Source organism: Endozoicomonas sp. NE40 (assembly GCF_040549045.1).
Taxonomy (GTDB): domain Bacteria; phylum Pseudomonadota; class Gammaproteobacteria; order Pseudomonadales; family Endozoicomonadaceae; genus Endozoicomonas_A; species Endozoicomonas_A lisbonensis.
Genome location: NZ_JBEWTB010000002.1, coordinates 4,277,592 through 4,295,538, shown reverse-complemented (window position 1 = coordinate 4,295,538; position 17,947 = coordinate 4,277,592). Strand labels below are relative to the sequence as shown.

21 protein-coding genes are annotated in these 17,947 nt (G+C 50.5%); 4 read left to right on the top strand and 17 right to left on the bottom strand.

Annotated elements, in window-relative coordinates; translation table 11 throughout:
• Positions 1-8 precede the first annotated feature (8 nt).
• From V5J35_RS20540 to V5J35_RS20525, 4 genes are all read right to left on the bottom strand, one after another.
• The gene (locus tag V5J35_RS20540; RefSeq protein ID WP_354008925.1) at positions 9-1,304 is read right to left on the bottom strand and encodes an MFS transporter; all 1,296 of its coding nucleotides are present in this window, start codon (positions 1,302-1,304) and stop codon (positions 9-11) included.
• Between the two features lie 28 nt (positions 1,305-1,332).
• Positions 1,333-2,004, bottom strand: a complete 672-nt coding sequence (locus V5J35_RS20535) for a LuxR C-terminal-related transcriptional regulator (RefSeq protein ID WP_354008924.1) — start codon at positions 2,002-2,004, stop codon at positions 1,333-1,335.
• Between the two features lie 254 nt (positions 2,005-2,258).
• Positions 2,259-2,741 (bottom strand): protein YgfX, encoded by a 483-nt coding sequence (locus V5J35_RS20530; protein ID WP_354008923.1) that lies wholly within the window; start codon positions 2,739-2,741, stop codon positions 2,259-2,261.
• Positions 2,731-3,006 (bottom strand): FAD assembly factor SdhE, encoded by a 276-nt coding sequence (locus tag V5J35_RS20525; RefSeq protein WP_354008922.1) that lies wholly within the window; start codon positions 3,004-3,006, stop codon positions 2,731-2,733. Before V5J35_RS20525 ends, V5J35_RS20530 begins: the two co-directional genes overlap by 11 nt.
• A gap of 177 nt (positions 3,007-3,183) precedes the next feature.
• Here V5J35_RS20525 and ygfZ point away from each other — a divergent pair, with 177 nt between their 5' ends.
• From ygfZ to V5J35_RS20510, 3 genes are all read left to right on the top strand, one after another.
• Positions 3,184-4,200, top strand: a complete 1,017-nt coding sequence (gene ygfZ / locus V5J35_RS20520) for a CAF17-like 4Fe-4S cluster assembly/insertion protein YgfZ (RefSeq protein WP_354008921.1) — start codon at positions 3,184-3,186, stop codon at positions 4,198-4,200.
• Between the two features lie 130 nt (positions 4,201-4,330).
• Complete coding sequence (locus tag V5J35_RS20515) at positions 4,331-4,897, top strand: hypothetical protein (RefSeq protein ID WP_354008920.1); 567 nt, start codon at positions 4,331-4,333, stop codon at positions 4,895-4,897.
• A 143-nt stretch (positions 4,898-5,040) separates the two neighbouring features.
• Complete coding sequence (locus tag V5J35_RS20510; protein ID WP_354008919.1) at positions 5,041-5,301, top strand: hypothetical protein; 261 nt, start codon at positions 5,041-5,043, stop codon at positions 5,299-5,301.
• Between the two features lie 80 nt (positions 5,302-5,381).
• Here V5J35_RS20510 and iscX read toward each other — a convergent pair whose 3' ends face one another.
• The 10 genes from iscX to trmJ all read right to left on the bottom strand — a co-directional run bounded on the left by iscX (position 5,382) and on the right by trmJ (position 13,277).
• Positions 5,382-5,582 carry a Fe-S cluster assembly protein IscX gene (gene iscX, locus V5J35_RS20505; protein WP_354008918.1) on the bottom strand — a complete coding sequence of 67 codons (201 nt, stop codon included), beginning with the start codon at positions 5,580-5,582 and terminating at the stop codon, positions 5,382-5,384.
• A gap of 43 nt (positions 5,583-5,625) precedes the next feature.
• Positions 5,626-5,964, bottom strand: a complete 339-nt coding sequence (gene fdx, locus V5J35_RS20500; protein WP_354008917.1) for an ISC system 2Fe-2S type ferredoxin — start codon at positions 5,962-5,964, stop codon at positions 5,626-5,628.
• 2 nt (positions 5,965-5,966) lie between these two features.
• Positions 5,967-7,832, bottom strand: coding sequence for a Fe-S protein assembly chaperone HscA (hscA, locus tag V5J35_RS20495; protein ID WP_354008916.1), 1,866 nt, complete (start codon positions 7,830-7,832; stop codon positions 5,967-5,969).
• Positions 7,833-7,905: 73 nt separating this feature from the next.
• Positions 7,906-8,514 (bottom strand): Fe-S protein assembly co-chaperone HscB, encoded by a 609-nt coding sequence (hscB, locus tag V5J35_RS20490; RefSeq protein WP_354016486.1) that lies wholly within the window; start codon positions 8,512-8,514, stop codon positions 7,906-7,908.
• A gap of 137 nt (positions 8,515-8,651) precedes the next feature.
• Positions 8,652-8,975 carry an iron-sulfur cluster assembly protein IscA gene (iscA, locus tag V5J35_RS20485; RefSeq protein WP_354008914.1) on the bottom strand — a complete coding sequence of 108 codons (324 nt, stop codon included), beginning with the start codon at positions 8,973-8,975 and terminating at the stop codon, positions 8,652-8,654.
• 54 nt (positions 8,976-9,029) lie between these two features.
• Positions 9,030-9,425, bottom strand: coding sequence for a Fe-S cluster assembly scaffold IscU (gene iscU / locus V5J35_RS20480; RefSeq protein WP_262566982.1), 396 nt, complete (start codon positions 9,423-9,425; stop codon positions 9,030-9,032).
• 69 nt (positions 9,426-9,494) lie between these two features.
• Complete coding sequence (locus V5J35_RS20475; protein ID WP_354016485.1) at positions 9,495-10,709, bottom strand: IscS subfamily cysteine desulfurase; 1,215 nt, start codon at positions 10,707-10,709, stop codon at positions 9,495-9,497.
• A 99-nt stretch (positions 10,710-10,808) separates the two neighbouring features.
• Positions 10,809-11,285 carry a Fe-S cluster assembly transcriptional regulator IscR gene (gene iscR / locus V5J35_RS20470; RefSeq protein WP_354008913.1) on the bottom strand — a complete coding sequence of 159 codons (477 nt, stop codon included), beginning with the start codon at positions 11,283-11,285 and terminating at the stop codon, positions 10,809-10,811.
• Between the two features lie 355 nt (positions 11,286-11,640).
• Positions 11,641-12,435 (bottom strand): serine O-acetyltransferase, encoded by a 795-nt coding sequence (gene cysE / locus V5J35_RS20465; protein ID WP_354008912.1) that lies wholly within the window; start codon positions 12,433-12,435, stop codon positions 11,641-11,643.
• Positions 12,436-12,476: 41 nt separating this feature from the next.
• On the bottom strand, positions 12,477-13,277 hold the full coding sequence (gene trmJ / locus V5J35_RS20460; RefSeq protein ID WP_354008911.1) for a tRNA (cytosine(32)/uridine(32)-2'-O)-methyltransferase TrmJ: 801 nt from the start codon (positions 13,275-13,277) through the stop codon (positions 12,477-12,479).
• 323 nt (positions 13,278-13,600) lie between these two features.
• Here trmJ and V5J35_RS20455 point away from each other — a divergent pair, with 323 nt between their 5' ends.
• Positions 13,601-14,416 (top strand): inositol monophosphatase family protein, encoded by an 816-nt coding sequence (locus V5J35_RS20455; protein ID WP_354008910.1) that lies wholly within the window; start codon positions 13,601-13,603, stop codon positions 14,414-14,416.
• Positions 14,417-14,489: 73 nt separating this feature from the next.
• Here the strand turns inward: V5J35_RS20455 and V5J35_RS20450 are convergent, their stop codons facing one another.
• The 3 genes from V5J35_RS20450 to secF form a co-directional block, all read right to left on the bottom strand.
• The gene (locus tag V5J35_RS20450; protein WP_354008909.1) at positions 14,490-15,410 is read right to left on the bottom strand and encodes a hypothetical protein; all 921 of its coding nucleotides are present in this window, start codon (positions 15,408-15,410) and stop codon (positions 14,490-14,492) included.
• A gap of 188 nt (positions 15,411-15,598) precedes the next feature.
• Positions 15,599-16,708 (bottom strand): mechanosensitive ion channel family protein, encoded by a 1,110-nt coding sequence (locus tag V5J35_RS20445; RefSeq protein ID WP_354008908.1) that lies wholly within the window; start codon positions 16,706-16,708, stop codon positions 15,599-15,601.
• 311 nt (positions 16,709-17,019) lie between these two features.
• Positions 17,020-17,943: a protein translocase subunit SecF gene (secF, locus tag V5J35_RS20440; protein WP_354008907.1), complete on the bottom strand. Its 924-nt coding sequence runs from the start codon at positions 17,941-17,943 to the stop codon at positions 17,020-17,022.
• Positions 17,944-17,947: the final 4 nt, after the last annotated feature.

Genomic DNA, 17,947 nt, shown 5'->3' with positions numbered 1-17,947 from the left:
AAAAACCATTACTCCTGACCAGAAAGCCTGCCCACGGCAGGCTTTACACTCTGACGCTGCCCTAACAGGTAAGCGCCTATTGCTCCAGCCAGGCCACTGATTACCAGATAATAACCCGGAGACGCCATGTTCCCGGTTAAGCGGATCAGCCAGAACCCAACCATAGTCCCCATTCCTGCAAACAGCGTCGCACAAATATTGTAACTGCACGCCATCCCCGTATAACGCAATGCCACCGGAAAACTGCTGACCACCAGTAAAATGGCAATACCTTCCACACTGCCCCACATCAATGCACCAACCACCGCAGCCACCAGCAGATTAGCTTCGCCACCGGCGTACCAGCTGAAAACAGGCCAGGCGGCAATCGCCACCAGCAGCCCGGCACCGGTCATAATCCAATAACGGTTGTAACGATCTCCCAGCCAGCCAACAACAATGCAGACAGGAAGCCCCAGAAACATATTCAGGGAATTGGCATAAGCCACAGCCTCAGCTGAATAGCCCAGCATTCGAGTCAGATAGCCCGGGGTAAAGAAAAACAGCATACAGACAGAAGCCAGCACAGGCATCAGCACCAAAATACCCAACAATAGTTCGGCTTTATAGTGCGTTAACAGCGTCATAAAAGGAATTCTCTCCCGCTGTCCCCGCTCGACAACCGCTGTGAAAACAGACGACTCGACAAAACGACGGCGTATGACATAGCTGACACCGCCAAGGGAGCCACCCAGAAGAAAGGGTATCCGCCATCCCCAGGCAATCAATTGCCGCTCATCGAACCACGTCACCAGAACACTGTGCATCAGAACACCCATCAGTATTCCAGCCATAGTGCCTGCCCCCAGACAGGCCACCCCAACTCCCTGACGGTGAGTTGGAATGGTCTCATAGAGATAGGTCACCGCTCCGGAAAACTCACCCGCAAAACAAAAACCCTGCAGCAGCCGAAAAAGCGCCAGTGTAACCGGCGCAAGAACGCCTATTTGCTCATGTCCTGGTAAAATGCCTATGCCGAAAGTGGCAACAGCCATCAGAACCACCGTTACCATAAAGCTGCCTTTACGACCGTTACGGTCTCCCCAGTGGCTAAAGACAATGGCGCCCAGAGGCCGTGCAAGATAACCGACAGAAAAGGTAATAAACGTATTCAGGAGTGAAGTGCCGACACTGGCTGCTGGAAAAAAGACCAGTGACAAATAAGCAGACATGTGCGCATAAACGGTAAAGTCGTAAGCCTCCAGAAACCCTCCCAGAGAGGTGATCACGACAATACGGTTCTTTGCTGCAACCGGGGTTGTCATAACAAGCCACGCCTCCCTGCCTTCTTATCTAACTGACAATCATCGACAGTTGCTGAAGCCGCAAAGTTTCCGGTAAAAAATCCTGGCAACCAACCGCAATGGAGGCTTCTATCAGCTGGGAAATAGAATGTACTTCAAACTTCTTTTTCAGATGTTCAATATGAGTACGAACCGTGTTTTCTGACAAAGACAGAATACCTGCAATCTGTTTGATCTGCTGATTACAGATCAGAAAAAACAGTACTTCCGACTCTCTGGGGCTCAGGTTTGGCAGATGCCCGGCGCGCAGCGACAACTGCCCCCGGGAGGTACGCTGATCTACTTTCATCAGCTTGCGAATATTCTGCGCAGCACTTAACCAGCCCCGGGTCACGGAATAGCCACAGCTCAGTACACCATCAACCTCGCCCTTAAGGTTATAGTGAGGCACTTTGCTGGACACATAGGCAAACCAGCCATCACCGCCAGGATGGACATTAAGCACCCGGATTTCACGACGCTCCGATATGCAGATATTATTCTGCTCAATCACTTTGTCAGAACAGGCAAAAAAGATAGGCGCGGGAAGCTCCGAGAAATGTCTGCCTGATACATCGTATTTGTCAGGCAGTCCGAACACCCTTTTGGTATGGGTATTCATATAGAAAGCACGTCCGTAACAATCATGAACCCCCCAGGCCTGGGAAGAACCGGTCTCCATATAATTTAAAAAATCCTGAGATATGGCAGGTTCGAACGTCGTCATCATTACCACCACAATACCGTCATTTGTCCTACTGATTATTCAGCAGCCCGTCTATGACCGCTTATTCTCCAACCCTGACCAGAGACCCGCCCGCTGAGGCTATGTAGCCATTTGGGGAAAGCAAACTTCAGGATGGGTTCAAGAAATTCGGAAACAGTTTAGTGGAGCTTCAGCGGAACAGCTGAAATATTTAGAAATTAATATTCACATTATTTGTACCCACTTCCATCAGGCCTGTTCTTTTTCAATAGCAAACGTAACCTCAACGCATGCAGAGAGGCCGCTTTATCCGTATCAGGCCAGAGGCAAACCTGATAGTTTCCCATACCAACCCATGACAACCCGCTCTTTTTCTCTTCCGTACGGAAACAGAAAGCCATCAACCATGGCGTCACCAGCAGAGTCCCTGTCGTCCAGGCCCGCTGCCAGCCTGATTTCGTCAACAGTAGCCACTGATCATTGCAATAGCGCAGGGCAAGCACGCTGTCAGGACTGGTTCGGGTAATATATCGCCGATAAAAACTTCGTGCATAAGCCACCACCAGTGAAGAAATGAGTAGCTGCAGGAGAAAGGAAAGACTTGAAAACCATGGGGCAAGTAAAGCAAGGAAGTGAACACTGGTCCCGACAACCAGCATAAGCCGGGACCGGTGCAGACGAATCTCAATCAATTCATCGTCATCAGACACCATCAGTGTTAAAGCTACGGCGGGCGTAGGTGATGACCGTATCAATCATGGCAGCCAGAGCCTTATCGTCCGGGCGCTGCTCGCTCATAAACCAGGAAAACAAATCCGCATCCTGACAGTCCAGCAGGCGCACATAAACCTGCTGATCTTCTGCCGACAGGTCCTTCAGTACTTCGTTGGTGAATGGCTCCAGTAAAACATCCAGCTCCAGCATACCTCGGCGACTGTGCCACTGAACCCGTTTAAAATCATCACCGCTTAATTTCATTCGGCAAACTCCTTGTTAGTCAGGGCGGTATTATAAGTTCACCCCTCTCAGGAAGCGACTATCAAGGCAACAAATTTTCACATTACAACCGTCGCCACAGTGTTGCGAGACGGTACTTTCCTCTATCATTGGGATCAATCACGCTGGTATTTTTCTGAGCACATATCCGAGCCTATTATGAGTAATAATCACGCTTCCCTGTTTGCCCCATTCCTTGAACAAGTCCGCCATGCCAGCTTTGCCGATCGTCACCAGCCAGCAATGAGCCTGCTGACGGATCGTGGTTTTCTCAGCGTCAGTGGCCCGGACAGCCAGCGGTTCCTGCAGGGACAACTGAGCAACAACCTGAACGTACTGGAACCCGGCCAACACCATCTGAGTACCGCATGCACTCCAAAAGGCAGGATGTACAGCGCGTTCCGCCTGCTCCACTGTGAAAACGCCTTCCTGCTGTCGATGCACAAAGGACTTCTGGACCTCACTCAAACGACACTTGGCAAGTATGCAGTCTTTTTCAAGTCAGAACAGACCATAGATACCTCCCTGGTTGCCCTGGGTTTGTCAGGCTCCAGTATTAAAAACGTCATTGAGACACTATTTGGCAATACACCAGAGGACGGTTCGGCCATAAAGGTTGAACAAAGTGCCTGGTTGCTGGCCGTTCCCGGCACCTGTGAACGCTATGAACTCTGGCTCCCGGCTAACCAGCTGTCTGCCTGGTGGGAAAAAATGAAACAGAATTTCCTGCCAGTCTCCCAGTCTCACTGGCGCCTGCTGGATATCGAAGCGGTGATCCCTGAACTGTTGCCTGAAGCGACTGAGCAATACATTCCACAACATCTGAATCTGCCCACCCTGAATGCGGTCAGCTTTCGCAAAGGTTGCTATACAGGGCAGGAAATTGTTGCCCGCATGCAGAACCTGGGGCAATTAAAAAGCCGCTGTTACCACTTAACTGCCGATTCAGCCGTTGAGTTGTCCCCTAACACCAAACTGACTAATGCAGCTGGAAAAACCATTGGTGAAGTGCTGTATGCTGTCACACCAACCGATGCCAAACAGACCGAGCTGCTTGCCGTTATCCGGGTTGAAGCCGCTGAAACCAGTGATGTACAACTGCCTGACAATGACATCACCTTCACGGTTTCACCTCTGCCGTACCACATTGATGTAAAAGCGGAACTGCAACGTTGATTGACGATGAGGGGGGGCTCTGCCCCTTCGCATCACGCACTGCTACTCCCTGATTTTCCTTTCATCTTGTAAAAAAAAGAAAGAGTGAACTAGACTACCTTTCCATCCAAATCTTCACGAGTTGCTCTGGTTGAATAACAAATTACTGATTGGCTTCTGCTTTTTACTTCCAGCATTTTTTGCATCAGCAAATATATACCGCTTTGATTTAAACGGTGGAAGCTATATCGTTGTGCGTACTGAGGGAAATAAAAACTTAACACAAACTGCCCGCGTACCAATTCTTCCTTTTTCTCCCGAAACAGGTACTCTAAACAGAGTTTCTTTTTCAAACGATACATTTGTTGAAATTTTTGATTACGGGCAACCAGCAGCTTTTAAATTCCTTGACGCTTATCTGGCAAATGTTGACTCAGCGTTGGTACGCGAAGCTTACACCTCGATTTTAAAAAAACTCCGTGCAGAATATGCTGCTCAGATGGTCTGGCTGGAAACAAGCTTAAATGCAGGCTCTATCCAAGAGCCTTTACATGAAGTGACCATGCGGAACTGCGTTAATGCGAGCTATGTTGTTAACTGGATCATTGAAACACTCGATCCAGTAGTACCGCAAAATAGACTGGCCGACGAAAGCCGTAGTGGTACATCTCACCCAATGCGCTGCCTTCAATGTAGAAACTCCCACTCACAGAAATAATAATTACGCAACAGCTGTTGAGATCTTACCTGAACTGGCATAATCACATCAAAAACACAAATACCAAAAACAATTTTAATAAGGCAGCCAGGATGGTCTTTCATGGAGTGACCCGGCAAATATGTCAGAGATGGCGTATACCTTTGGCAGATATTAACAGCGGCTACTGCTACGACTGGGCTAGACTGGCGATTCAATATTGCCCGGCAGCGCAGCTGTTTTATGTCCGCCGCCTGATTCCCCACGCTTTTATTCATTTTTCCGGCCAGTGGTTTGACGCCCAGATGCCCGCTGGCATCAGACAATGGCAGCAACTCCCACTATTCAAACCTCACAGAGCATTATTTCACCCAAAAGACCTGATTCACTGGCGGCCGGGAGATCGCTACTGGCATAACCGGTGAACAACGCCTAAAAAAAGACCTTACAGAGAATATCTGCAAGGTCTTCGATTTTAACAACCCTTTATAAAAGACAGCTGCCTTCAACTGGCTTCCTCAATCCATGCCATCTGGATGGCCTCAAGAATCTTCTCACCACAATGGCTCGGGTCATCATCAAAATCTTCCAGCGCCAGAACCCAGTTTCGCAGGTCAACAAAGTTGACGAACTTCGGATCGGTTTCCGGATAAGCTTCCGACAACTCGATGGCAATATCGTAACTATCAGTCCACTTCAGACTCATAACACCTCCCCCCCAAAGCTAAAAAGCTATGAAAGAGCATCGTTTAATGACGCTCTGAAACCTGGTTAATGGTGTACTTGGGAATCTCAACCACCAGGTCTTCGTCGGCAACCACGGCCTGACAGCTCAGGCGGGACTCAGGTTCCAGACCCCAGGCTTTATCCAGCAGGTCGTCTTCCAGCTCGTCGGACTCCTCCAGGCTGTCAAACCCTTCCCGCACAATGACATGACAGGTTGTACAGGCGCAGGACTTTTCACAGGCATGTTCAATCTCAATGTCGTTCTGCAGAGCAGCGTCCAGCACCGATACACCAGGTTCCGCTTCAATCACTGCCCCTTCGGGACACAATTCCTCGTGGGGCAAAAATACTATCTGAGGCATAATCAGGACTCCTCAAAGTCATCAATACTATGGCCGGACAGGGCCTTGCGGATACCCTGATTCATACGACGAGCGGCAAATTCTTCCGTCGCCTTGCTAACCCGTTCAATCTCACGGGCGATAGCGTCAGCGTCCTCCCCCTGACGGGTCGCTTTTAACTGTTCCATATCTGCCAGAACAGACCGGTACTCCTCCTGACTCAGCAAAGCTTCACCATCCGCCTGCATGGCGACTACCAGAGCCTCCAGCAACCGATCCGCTTCAACCTGCTGTTCCAACAGACGACGACTGTTGCGATCATCGACAGCATGAGAGTACGAATCCCTGAGCATACGGGCAATTTCATCGTCAGTCAGTCCGTAGGAAGGCTTCACCTGAATGCTGCTCTTGACACCGGTAGACATCTCTTCAGCCGATACCCCCAGCAATCCGTCCGCATCCACCTGGAAAGTCACACGGATTTTAGCGCCACCCGCCGGCAGCGGCGGAATACCACGCAGCTCAAAGCGTGCCAGGGAACGATTATCCCTGATCAGTTCCCGCTCACCCTGAAAGACGTTGATGGCCATAGCCGTCTGACCGTCTTTATAGGTGGTAAACTCCTGCGCTCTGGCTACCGGAATGGTGGTATTGCGATGAACTACCTTCTCCATCAGCCCGCCCATGGTTTCCAGACCAAGAGACAACGGAATCACGTCCAGCAGCAACATATCGTCGCCCGATTTGTTACCTGCCAGCACGTCTGCCTGCAGGGCTGCGCCTATCGCCACAACACGATCCGGATCAATAGACGTCAAAGGTTGTTTTTTCGCAAAATCAGCAATACGGGAGCGCACTCTTGGCATACGGGTTGAGCCGCCGACCATCACCACCGCTTCAATATCTTTTGCCTTATAACCCGCATCCCGCAAAGCACGCTTGAACGCTCGCAGGGTCTGGTCAATCAGCTTATCTGCCAGCTCATTAAACTGTTCAGTGGTCAACTGGCCGAACCAGTCACCAAACGACACATCAACACTGTCGTGATCCGTCAGGGCCTCCTTGGCACGACGACCTTCCAGCATGATTTGACGATGCTGTTCATTATTCAGAGAAGACTCGTCAACACCCGCCTGCGCCAGCACCCAGCCAGCAATCGCCCGGTCGAAATCATCACCGCCAAGGGCTGTATCACCACCGGTGGCTAGTACTTCAAACACGCCTTTCTGCAGACGCAGAATAGAAATATCAAAGGTACCACCACCAAGGTCGTAAACCGCTATCAATCCTTCACCACCCTGATCCAGACCATAGGCGACAGCTGCCGCAGTTGGCTCATTCAGCAGACGGTAAACGTTAAGACCTGCCAGTTTTGCAGCATCTTTGGTGGCCTGACGCTGGGATTCATCAAAATACGCTGGCACGGTGATCACAGCACCATCCAGCTCCCCCCCCAGCGTTTCGGTGGCACGCCCTGCCAGAGAACGCAGAATTTCAGCGGACACCTCTACCGGGCTGACCGAACCCCGGCGGGTTTCAATCAGAGGCATCTGACTTTCAGAGTCCACAAACCGATAGGGCATAACCCCCCCTAGAGTGGAAAGGTCATTTAAGCCCCGCCCCATCAGGCGCTTGACAGAAACAATCGTGTCCAGCGCATCACTGACCATATGCTGTTCAGCCTGTTGACCAACAGTAACGCCCTGCTCCCCGTAATGAACGACAGAAGGCAGTATATGCTCACCCTGATGATCAGGCAGAGTGTCTGCGTTGCCAGAACGCACCGACGCCACCAGGGAATTGGTCGTACCCAGGTCAATACCCACCGCCCGTTTACGCTGGTGCGGTTCAGGCGTTTGCCCCGGCTCGGAAATCTGTAGTAATGCCATTATATTGCCTTATCTTTACAACTGGCTTTTAACTTTCTAACAGCTGACTTTCTAACAACTAACTATCTAACAGCTAACCATCTAACAGCTCTGACTCCAGCTGTTCCAGTTCAGCCGCAAGCTTAACCATGAACTGCATCTTTCGTACAGTATCCTGGGCTTTTTTCAGCGCATCCTCTCTGGCGGGTGCTTCAGTGCCTTCTTCGCTGGCAATCAGCCACAGCTGTTCATAGGTACCAAACAGGGCTTCAACCCCTTCGTCTACTTCGTCAACCATGCGTTCCAGCTCTGCTTCCGGATCGACATGGTCACGCACTTCGGACATGGCTTCACGCAACTCCATCTGCTCCATCAGAAACACCGGGTCCATCACTGTATTCGTTTCAAGGTCAACCTTGTAACCAGCCAGTTCCAGCAGGTACAACGACCTTGCCATGGACGATTTCAGTGTTTCATAGCCTTCGTTGACATAGGCAGCGTATTGAATGGCAAGTCGTTGCTGGCGATCATCCGCCCCGGCAAAACGATCAGGATGCACGGTTTTCTGAAGCTCGCGATACCGCTCGGCCAGCAGTGACAGATCAACCCGGCAGGAGACAGGAAGCTGAAACAGCTCAAAATAGTTTTTCGTTATATCAACCACGGTGATGCTTGTTCCAAATGACTTCGGGAATGGCGTCAAACGTACTATCCGGAAGTGGTAATCACCAGGAGTCTGACCGGGAATGGAACGCAGCAGGGCAGTCCATTCCCGGTCAGGCTCCCAGAAGGGCAGAACGTAAAAAGCCCGACCTGAGAGAGGCCGGGCTTACTATAAAATCAGACGTTGAAGCTTTCACCACAGCCGCACTCACTGGCGACATTAGGGTTATTAAACTGGAAACCTTCGTTCAGACCTTCTTTCACAAAGTCCAGCTCGGTACCGTCCAGGTACACCAGACTTTTGGGGTCAGAATGGATTTCCAGGTCGTGGCTGACGAATACGCTGTCTTCATCGGCCTTAACATCCACAAATTCCAGCACATAAGCCATGCCGGAACAGCCAGACGTACGAACGGCCACCTTGATGCCAACGCCTTTACCACGCTTTTCCAACTGATCCCTGATATGCCTTGCTGCGGCAGCGGTCATGGTGATCGCCATGAAATACTCCAACTAAAATTAACCGCGACAGGTTCCCCCTGTCACAGCGGTGAATCAGGCTGCGGATTCACCGTCATGTTTACTACGATAGTCATCCACTGCCGCCTTGATAGCGTCTTCAGCCAGAACAGAGCAGTGAATTTTAACTGGCGGCAACGCCAGCTCTTCTGCGATATCGGTATTCTTGATCTCGGACGCTTCGTCCAGCGTTTTGCCTTTCATCCACTCTGTCGCCAGAGAGCTGGAGGCAATAGCAGCACCACAGCCGTAAGTTTTGAAGCGGGCATCTTCAATCACCCCTTCATCACTGACCTGAATCTGCAGACGCATAACGTCGCCACAGGCTGGTGCGCCGACCATGCCAGTACCGACGTTTTCCGCACCGGCGTCGAGTTTACCGACATTACGAGGATTCTCGTAATGGTCTTCCACCTTTTTACTGTAAGCCATGGTTCTATCCTCCCACCCAATTCTGCGATAGTGCCGTTCTCAGAGTCCGGAGCCGGCACCTAAATTCACTTAGTGTGCAACCCACTGCACGGATTTCAGGTCAACGCCATCCTTGTACATGTCCCACAGAGGCGACAGTTCACGCAGCTTAATCACTGCATCCTTCACCTGGGTAGCGGCATAATCCACTTCCTCGGGCGTCGAGAAACGACCGAAGCTGAAACGCAGGGAGCTATGAGCCAGTTCGTCATCCAGCCCCAGCGCACGTAGCACATAAGAAGGTTCCAGACTGGCAGAGGTGCAGGCGGAACCGGAGGAAACCGCAACATCCTTCAGAGCCATGATCAGAGATTCACCTTCCACAAAAGCAAAACTGACATTCAGGTTACCGGCAACACGTTGCTCAATGCAGCCGTTCACATGCACTTCTTCCATACCTTCAAAGTGGTTCAGGAAACGCTGACGCAGGTTCAGGCAATGTTCATGGTCGGTTGCCATTTCATCTTTAGCAATACGACAGGCTTCGCCCAGGCCAACAATCTGATGCGTCGGCAGAGTACCGGAACGCATGCCGCGCTCGTGACCACCACCGTGAATCTGGGCTTCCAGACGTACACGGGGCTTACGGCGCACATACAGAGCACCAATACCTTTAGGTCCGTACATTTTGTGCGCAGAAATGGAAAGCAGATCAACTTTCATGGTGTTCATGTCCAGAGGAATCTTGCCCACACTCTGGGCAGCATCCACATGAAACAGAACCTTACGGGCCCGGGTGATTTCACCAATAGCCGCAATATCGTTGATTACGCCAATTTCGTTATTGACGTGCATCAGGCTAACCAGAATTGTGTCATCACGAAGGGCGGATTCCACCATTTCCGGCGTGATAATGCCATCCGAATCCGGATCAAGATAGGTCACTTCGTAACCTTCACGCTCCAGCTGACGACAGGTATCGAGTACCGCCTTGTGTTCAATTCTGGAGGTAATAATGTGCTTGCCTTTTTTGGCATAAAAGTGTGCCACACCTTTAATCGCCAGATTGTCTGACTCGGTGGCACCGGAAGTCCAGACAATTTCGCGGGGATCAGCGCCCAGCAGGTCTGCCACATTACGGCGGGCATCTTCTACAGCTTCTTCAGCCTTCCAGCCGAACACATGCGAACGAGACGCAGGATTGCCGAAGTTACCTTCAGCAACCAGACACTGGCTCATTTTTTCGGCGACACGAGGATCGACCGGTGTCGTTGCCGAGTAATCAAGGTAAATTGGTAGTTTCATCCCATACATCTCCAGGCGTTTTACACGCTCCAGGCGCCTCAAACGCTCAAGGCACTTTAAACGCTCAAGGCTGTTGTATTATCCCTGTGAGCAACAGCGTTACAGCAGGCTGTTAATCACACTCTTGTTGTCCTGGCCCTGCTGCTCGTCCTGACGAACAGCGACATTTTGAACTTCTCTTTTAGCGACAAGATCAGCCAGACTGATATTGCCAAGAAACTCATGAATCTGTTTGCTAAGGTCATGCCACAGATGGTGCGTCAGGCACTTGGCACCCTGCTGACATCCGCCATCGCCATGACAGCGGGTTGCGTCAACTGATTCATTCACCGCATCAATCACCTGAGCCACATAAATAGCCTGACTGTCACGACTGAGGCGGTATCCCCCACCCGGCCCGCGCACGCTGCATACCAGCTCGTTTCTGCGCAGACGGGAGAACAGCTGCTCCAGATAGGAGAGTGAAATACCCTGACGTTCGGAAATATCAGCAAGGGCAACCGGCCCCTGGTCCGCATGCAGCGCCAGGTCCAACATGGCAGTTACGGCGTAGCGTCCTTTAGTGGTCAATCGCATGCTGGATTCTCACTCTCAATAAGCTGGTTATAGTAATCAGCGCTATCTTTGCCCGATCATTGCTCGAAGTTCTGATGCGTCTGAAAAAGCTTTTTCACAGAACCCGGTCGGCTGACCTGTACCTGAAATTCAGCCTGACTGTAGCATTTGTGCGAATTATGAAATACCTGAGTAAAACAGTCAAGTATTAATAGAACTCTAGGAAAAGATGATAGAAGAAGGGTAAAATGTGCTAGTTAAGATGATTTTTATAGCGACGGGTTATTTTATACAAGTCGGCAGGCTTCGTCATTACCGCTGTACGTACACGGGCATCAGTCTACCGAAGCAACCTGATGCCCGAACAAGCAGACTCCTAGGCTTCTTCCTTCTCTCTGCTCTTCAGGGAAGCAAAGTCCTCTTCCTTCAGTTCAGGTATCGGATTCATATCGTCACACAATCCCCTGCTTTCCAGAACTTTGCAGATTTCCTGCATCCGGTCATCTACCGCATGCAGGTGATCCAGCATGGCAGTAATCGCATTAGACGTCGGATCCGGCATATCCTCTGTAACCGCGTAGGCATCAAAGCCCATTTTTTCTGCCATCTGTTGACGACGGGAATCAATAGCCATCCGCTTCTCGACAATACGGCCAGGGACGCCAACAACGGTCGCTCCGGGCGGCACCTCTTTTACAACAACCGCATTTGAACCGATCTTGGCACCATCCCCCACGGTAAAAGGACCCAGAATCTTGGCACCGGCACCCACCACCACTTTGTTAGCCAGCGTTGGATGACGTTTACCCTGGTTAGCCGGATGATCCTTGCCCTTATTGGGCGAGGTTCCTCCCAGAGTCGCTCCGTGATAAAGCGTCACATCGTCGTGAATAATGGCGGTTTCACCAATCACCACCCCCATGCCATGGTCAATAAAGAAACGTCGACCAATAGTAGCTCCGGGGTGAATTTCAATGCCTGTCAACCAGCGGCTGAATGTCGAGAGACTGCGACCCATCCAACAGAAACCGGCATTCCACAATCTGTGGGCAACGCGATGCAACAGCAGCGCGTGCAGGCCGGGGTAATTCGTCACTACTTCAAACGTTCCCCTGGCGGCAGGGTCTCGCTGCATGACGGTTCTGATGTCTTCTTTGAGTCGCTCAAACATAATCCAATCGTCGGTCTTGTTCACGTGACTCTAAAGAGGCTCTATAAAGTCTCTTTAGAGGGTTCTGAAGAGTCCTTCGCAAATTTACCGGTTTCGGACAGAATGCCACGCAGAATACTCAGCTCTACCCGATCCGGACGAATCCGTCCGTACATACGTCTTAATTTCGCCATAATCTTCTCATGACTGCTGTGTTCAAGAAAGCCTATTTGTACGAGTGTTTCATATAGGTGCTGATAAAAACGCTCCATATCCTCCTGCGAAGCGTGTTCCATCTGCTTGGTTTTAGGCAGTTCGACACCACCCAGACGTGCCAGCTGAGTCATACGCAGCTCATAGGCCATCACCTGAACCGCCGCACCAAGGTTCAATGAACTGAAGTCAGGATTGGTCGGAATATGAACCTGCAGATGGCAACGCCTCAACTCCTCATTGGTCATCCCCCGGTCTTCCCGCCCAAAGACCAGCGCCACCTGAGCCTGCTCGGCTTCATCCAGAATCTGGTTGGCACAAGCCTTTGGCTCAACCAGCTCCAGCGATACGCCACGCACCCGGGCGCTGGTACCCACCACAAACTGACAACCAGCCAGCGCCTCATCCAGCGTGTCAACCACCCTGGCACTGGCAAGAATATCGTCCGCCCCGGACGCCAGCGCTGTAGCATGACCAGAAGGAAAATCGGCCGGGCCGACCAGGACCAGACGGCTAAGCCCCATCGCCTTCATGGCCCGGGCAGCCGCGCCAATATTGCCGGGATGGGTGGTATTAATCAGGACAATGGAAATATTATCGAGAGCCAGCGAGCCATTGATTACCGGCTCTTTCGCAGCGGAGTCGTTCACCACAAATTATCTCTGTGTTAACTGAAGAAGGAATAGCTTCAGACTGTCCATTCTACAGACAGCTTTTGCAGCCAAATCGTGCAGTTTACCGGAAAACCCCACAAATAATGAACAATAGGTTTGTATTACAGGTACATTCTTCTTTATAATCCGCGCACTTTTTCGCGTAACGATTTTCTAAACCCTTTTTCCGGGCATGTTCGCGCAAGTGATATGAAATCAGGGTCAGTCAACCACTGGTTCGAAGGCACCGAGGGTTAACCCATGGCAACTTCTTCCGATATTCATATTCGATCTTTCAAATTTCAGATGTAATCCAGCCTATGCAACCCATGGTAAATATGGCTCTGCGCGCCGCTCGCGCTGCTGCCGAAATTATTGTTCACGCTTACCGCGATCTTGAGAACCTCAAGGTAGAAGCCAAGGATCGCAATGACTTTGTGACCCAGGTGGATCGCGCCTCTGAAGAGATGATCATCTCCTCCCTGCGTAAAGCTTACCCTGACCATGGTTTCTTCGGTGAAGAATCCGGTCATACGGAAGGCAAGGGCGAAGGCAAGGATTACCTCTGGATTATTGATCCTCTGGACGGCACCACCAACTTTATCCGTGGCATTCCCCAGTTCGCCATCTCTATTGCCTGTCAGTACCGTGGTCGTATTGAACACGCCGTTATTATCGATCCGATCAAGGATGAAACCTACTGCGCCAGTCGTGGCCAGGGTGCCATGCTGAATAGCAAGCGTATCCGTGTCAGTGATCGTCGCTCCATGGAAGGCGCCCTGATCGGTACCGGCATTCCATTCTCCGGCAACAACCTGAACTACCTGGACGGCTACCTGAACATGATGCGTGCCATGCTGGGTGACACTGCCGGCATCCGTCGCTGCGGTGCCGCCTCTCTGGATCTGGCCTACGTTGCTTCCGGCAAACTGGACGCTTTCTGGGAATTTGGTCTGAAGAACTACGATATGGCAGCAGGTTCCCTGATCATTCAGGAAGCAGGCGGCCTGTGCAGTGATTTCATGGGCGGTCACGACTTCCTGGAGAAAAACCAGATTGTCTGCGGCAACCCGAAGTTGTTCAAAGAGATGCTGAAGCGGATTCGTCCGTTTGTAGCGGAAGGCATGGGACGCTAATCCAATTGCCTGTCACTGGTTGCAGAACTGCTCTGCAGCCAGTGATCACTATCAGCAGATTAACAAAAGAACGCTACTCCTTAGCCTCTTCAGAACCAGAGCACGAACACCCACAGCCCCCTGATTCAATATCTCCATCAGGCTCATCCACCCACAAATCGCTAATATCAAGCCCTAACAATGTGTGGAAATGATCCTCATCAAGCGTCGTATGATAGTAAGTGTGTTCTAAAGAAGCCCGGCCACGCACAGCCAAATGAATAATATCCTGTATCTGCGCAGAATTAATAAAACCCTTGATAAGAAATATCTGATATCTACCATGCAGATAACTGATAACAACGGTACAGACTGATTCTGGTATATCTGATTCAGGTACAGTTTGATCCCTTACCACCCTTGGAGCAGTCACTGATGACATTAACTCCAGCTCATTTGAATCCGATGCGACTGATCTCAATTCAGTGGCTCCGGATGCACTGGATTTCAGCCTGATTTCTTTTCTTTCACTATCTGAAAGTTTGACTGTTGGCTCTCTAACCGCTCTCAAATGAACCAACACTGTATTATGCAAACTTCCAACTCCCTCAACCCTTAGTGGCCTGTAGCTGAAAGAAAATCCGGGCAGCAAACCTATAGGGAATAACGGCAGACGAAAGCTGACAGAGCCATAATCAAAAACCGGTGTACTAAAGCGGTTTGAACCTGCCATAAACAAGCTCTCCCTTGGCAAGTACTGCATCATATACCTTAACAGGTCTGGTTCCTTCTCAGAGCCTGCAAGTGTTTCCGGCGCAACATGATCTGACCTGCTCCGGGAGGATCCCGGCAGGTAGTACCTGAATGTTTTATCGATTCCACTATATTGAGTAATAATTATTTTCTCTGTTTTGCCGTTTCTGCTGAACAACCATGTAACATCTATCGTTGCAAACAAACAGTCAGGGAACAGTAGAGAAAAAATTAGTAATAAAGTGCTAACTTTGTAGTTCACTGTACTGTTCCGATTAATTTACATCATAATAAAGTAGCCATTATTTTTTGGTTTCCTAACTTTACGTTTGTTGAACAAGTTTTCCCGATAGATTTAAGCCAACAGGTTGCATGGAGTGAACGATAAAAAACAACTGATTCACTCCTGCCCCACTGAATTACTGTTGATCTTTAACCTGAAAATTCTATTCAGGCAGGATTTGCATCTTTCGCCTGTTCAGTCCGGGCAATTAGCTCAGGAGATAACGATTCCGGTAAATCCAGTGTACGTGTCGGAAAGGCTATATCGCCCCCTTGATGATGGATAATTGCCATAATATCCAGCAATACCCGCTCCTTAATCATATGGAACTCAGCCCAGTCAGTGGTGCGGGTAAAACAATAGATGAAACAATCCAGACTGGATGCACCAAACTGATTGAAATTCACCATGATAATTTTGCTCTGGTCGATCTCGCTATGTTCCTTTAGATAGCTGCGAATCTCTGCAAGCAGCGGAGCAAGCAGGCGGGCATCCTGATATCTTAAACCTATGGTTTCCTTTATGCGCCGGTTTTCCATTCGGGAAGGGTTTTCCACAGAAATATTCATAAAAGTGGCATTTGGCACATAGAGAGGTCGCTTATCAAAGGTCAGAATCCGGGTTTGACGCCAGCCAATATACTGCACAGTACCTTCTATATTCTTATCCGGTGAACGAACCCAGTCGCCAACTCCAAAGGGTTTATCCAGATAAATCATCATGCCGCCAAACAGGTTGGCCAGCATATCCCTGGCCGCAAAACCAATGGCTATACCACCTACACCGCCAAAAGCAAGAATGCCGGAAATACTGTAACCCAGGGTTTGCATCAGCATCAGGCCGCTGATAATAACGGCTGTCACCCGCAACAGGCGGCCAACGGCAATGACCGAGGTCGGATCATTATCGTGACCACCCAGAACTCCGGCCAGATACTGTTTCTCCACTTCGCGAACCAGCCTCACCAGTACCCAGCCAAACAGCCCGATAACCAGCATATCCCGAATACCATCAAACTTTGCCAGCATGGCAATACCGGTACTCTGCCAGATAACATCCACTGTCCAGCCTGCCCCGACGAGCCAGATCAGCGCGACCAGAGGTTTACGCCCGGCCTCCAGCAATATACCGGGCCAGACCGAGTGGACTGACCGGGCTTTACCTGCCAGCTTTTTCAGCATTCTTCGGGATACAGAAGCAAGTATCGCTGTTATCAAAACGACCAGCACAACCTGAACAAGCCAGGAAGGAAACTCAGGCACAGATGAAAAGTCCACAGCAGACTCCTGTGATCGGTTGGGGGAGTGTGGCGATACCCAACAAGTAATTATTATTCTCGCTATGTCGGGTATCGCTGCACTCCACCCGCCCTGCAGACGTTGATTAAGCGCCTCCCTGAAAAGAAATTCAAGTCCAGAAACGCCTGATACGGTACACCTGTGGACAAGGCCTGGTAAAGCCTCAAAACCACTGATCTGATCTACAGTCCCTGCCCTGTCATGACGGGCTTACCCGCCTCGCTGAGCAAAAAAGCTGGACGAAAAAAAGCCGGGCAAAAACCCGGCTTCCAACAATCAGTCAGTATTGATTACGGACGATCGTCAACCTCGTCTTCCTTCACTGGCACCACCAGATCTTCACGACTGATGTTCATGTACAGCAAAAGGTTAGACGCAATGTAGATGGAGGAATAAGTACCCACCAGAACACCGGCAATCAGCATGGTGGCAAAACCATTAATCATTTCACCACCAAACAGGAACAGAGCCATCAGTACCATCAAGGTGGTACCAGAGGTCGCCAATGTACGACCCAGAGTCTGAGTCAGGGACACGTTGATAATTTCCTCAGGTGTGCCTTTACGGCGCTTGCGGAAATTTTCACGTACACGGTCGTATACGATGATGGTATCGTTCAGGGAATAACCCACCAGCGCCAGAATAGCCGCCAGTACTGTCAGGTCGAACTGCAAACCCAGCACAGAGAACAGACCCATCGCAATAATGGAGTCGTGCGCCAGTGCCAGAACCGCGCCCACAGAGAACTTGAACTGGAAGCGGAAGGCGATGTAGAGCATCACCATGCCCAACGCCATCAACATACCCAGACCACCCTGTTCACGCAGCTGCTCACCCACCTGCGGACCAACGAATTCAACGCGTTTGACCTCAACGTCGCCTTCATATTGTTCGTTCAGCAGGTCAGACAGTACTCTTGCCAAACCCGGGTCTTCACCCGGCATACGCACCAGAATATCCTGTGCGGAACCAAACTCCTGCACGACAGCATCTGTATAACTGGCAGAGACCAGCTGTTCACGAATCTCTTCCGTTGATACCGGCTTGTCATACACCAGCTCAATCAGGGTACCGCCGGTAAAGTCGAGGCCCCAGCTTACGCCTTTGGTCGCCAGCGACACAATAGAACCTGCTACCAGCACCACCGAGAGTAAGGTGGCGATAAAGCGCAGGCGCATAAAGTTTATGATTTTTTCATCTGTCTTATCAGTCATCGCT

Excerpts from the sequence above, each read along its gene's own strand:
- V5J35_RS20540 (WP_354008925.1), bottom strand. The coding sequence starts at position 1,304 with ATGACAACCCCGGTTGCAGCAAAGAACCGTATTGTCGTGATCACCTCT.
- V5J35_RS20535 (WP_354008924.1), bottom strand. The coding sequence starts at position 2,004 with ATGGAGACCGGTTCTTCCCAGGCCTGGGGGGTTCATGATTGTTACGGA.
- V5J35_RS20530 (WP_354008923.1), bottom strand. The coding sequence starts at position 2,741 with ATGGTGTCTGATGACGATGAATTGATTGAGATTCGTCTGCACCGGTCC.
- V5J35_RS20525 (WP_354008922.1), bottom strand. The coding sequence starts at position 3,006 with ATGAAATTAAGCGGTGATGATTTTAAACGGGTTCAGTGGCACAGTCGC.
- ygfZ (WP_354008921.1), top strand. The coding sequence starts at position 3,184 with ATGAGTAATAATCACGCTTCCCTGTTTGCCCCATTCCTTGAACAAGTC.
- iscX (WP_354008918.1), bottom strand. The coding sequence starts at position 5,582 with ATGAGTCTGAAGTGGACTGATAGTTACGATATTGCCATCGAGTTGTCG.
- fdx (WP_354008917.1), bottom strand. The coding sequence starts at position 5,964 with ATGCCTCAGATAGTATTTTTGCCCCACGAGGAATTGTGTCCCGAAGGG.
- hscA (WP_354008916.1), bottom strand. The coding sequence starts at position 7,832 with ATGGCATTACTACAGATTTCCGAGCCGGGGCAAACGCCTGAACCGCAC.
- iscA (WP_354008914.1), bottom strand. The coding sequence starts at position 8,975 with ATGGCGATCACCATGACCGCTGCCGCAGCAAGGCATATCAGGGATCAG.
- iscU (WP_262566982.1), bottom strand. The coding sequence starts at position 9,425 with ATGGCTTACAGTAAAAAGGTGGAAGACCATTACGAGAATCCTCGTAAT.
- V5J35_RS20475 (WP_354016485.1), bottom strand. The coding sequence starts at position 10,709 with ATGAAACTACCAATTTACCTTGATTACTCGGCAACGACACCGGTCGAT.
- iscR (WP_354008913.1), bottom strand. The coding sequence starts at position 11,285 with ATGCGATTGACCACTAAAGGACGCTACGCCGTAACTGCCATGTTGGAC.
- cysE (WP_354008912.1), bottom strand. The coding sequence starts at position 12,435 with ATGTTTGAGCGACTCAAAGAAGACATCAGAACCGTCATGCAGCGAGAC.
- V5J35_RS20455 (WP_354008910.1), top strand. The coding sequence starts at position 13,601 with ATGCAACCCATGGTAAATATGGCTCTGCGCGCCGCTCGCGCTGCTGCC.
- secF (WP_354008907.1), bottom strand. The coding sequence starts at position 17,943 with ATGACTGATAAGACAGATGAAAAAATCATAAACTTTATGCGCCTGCGC.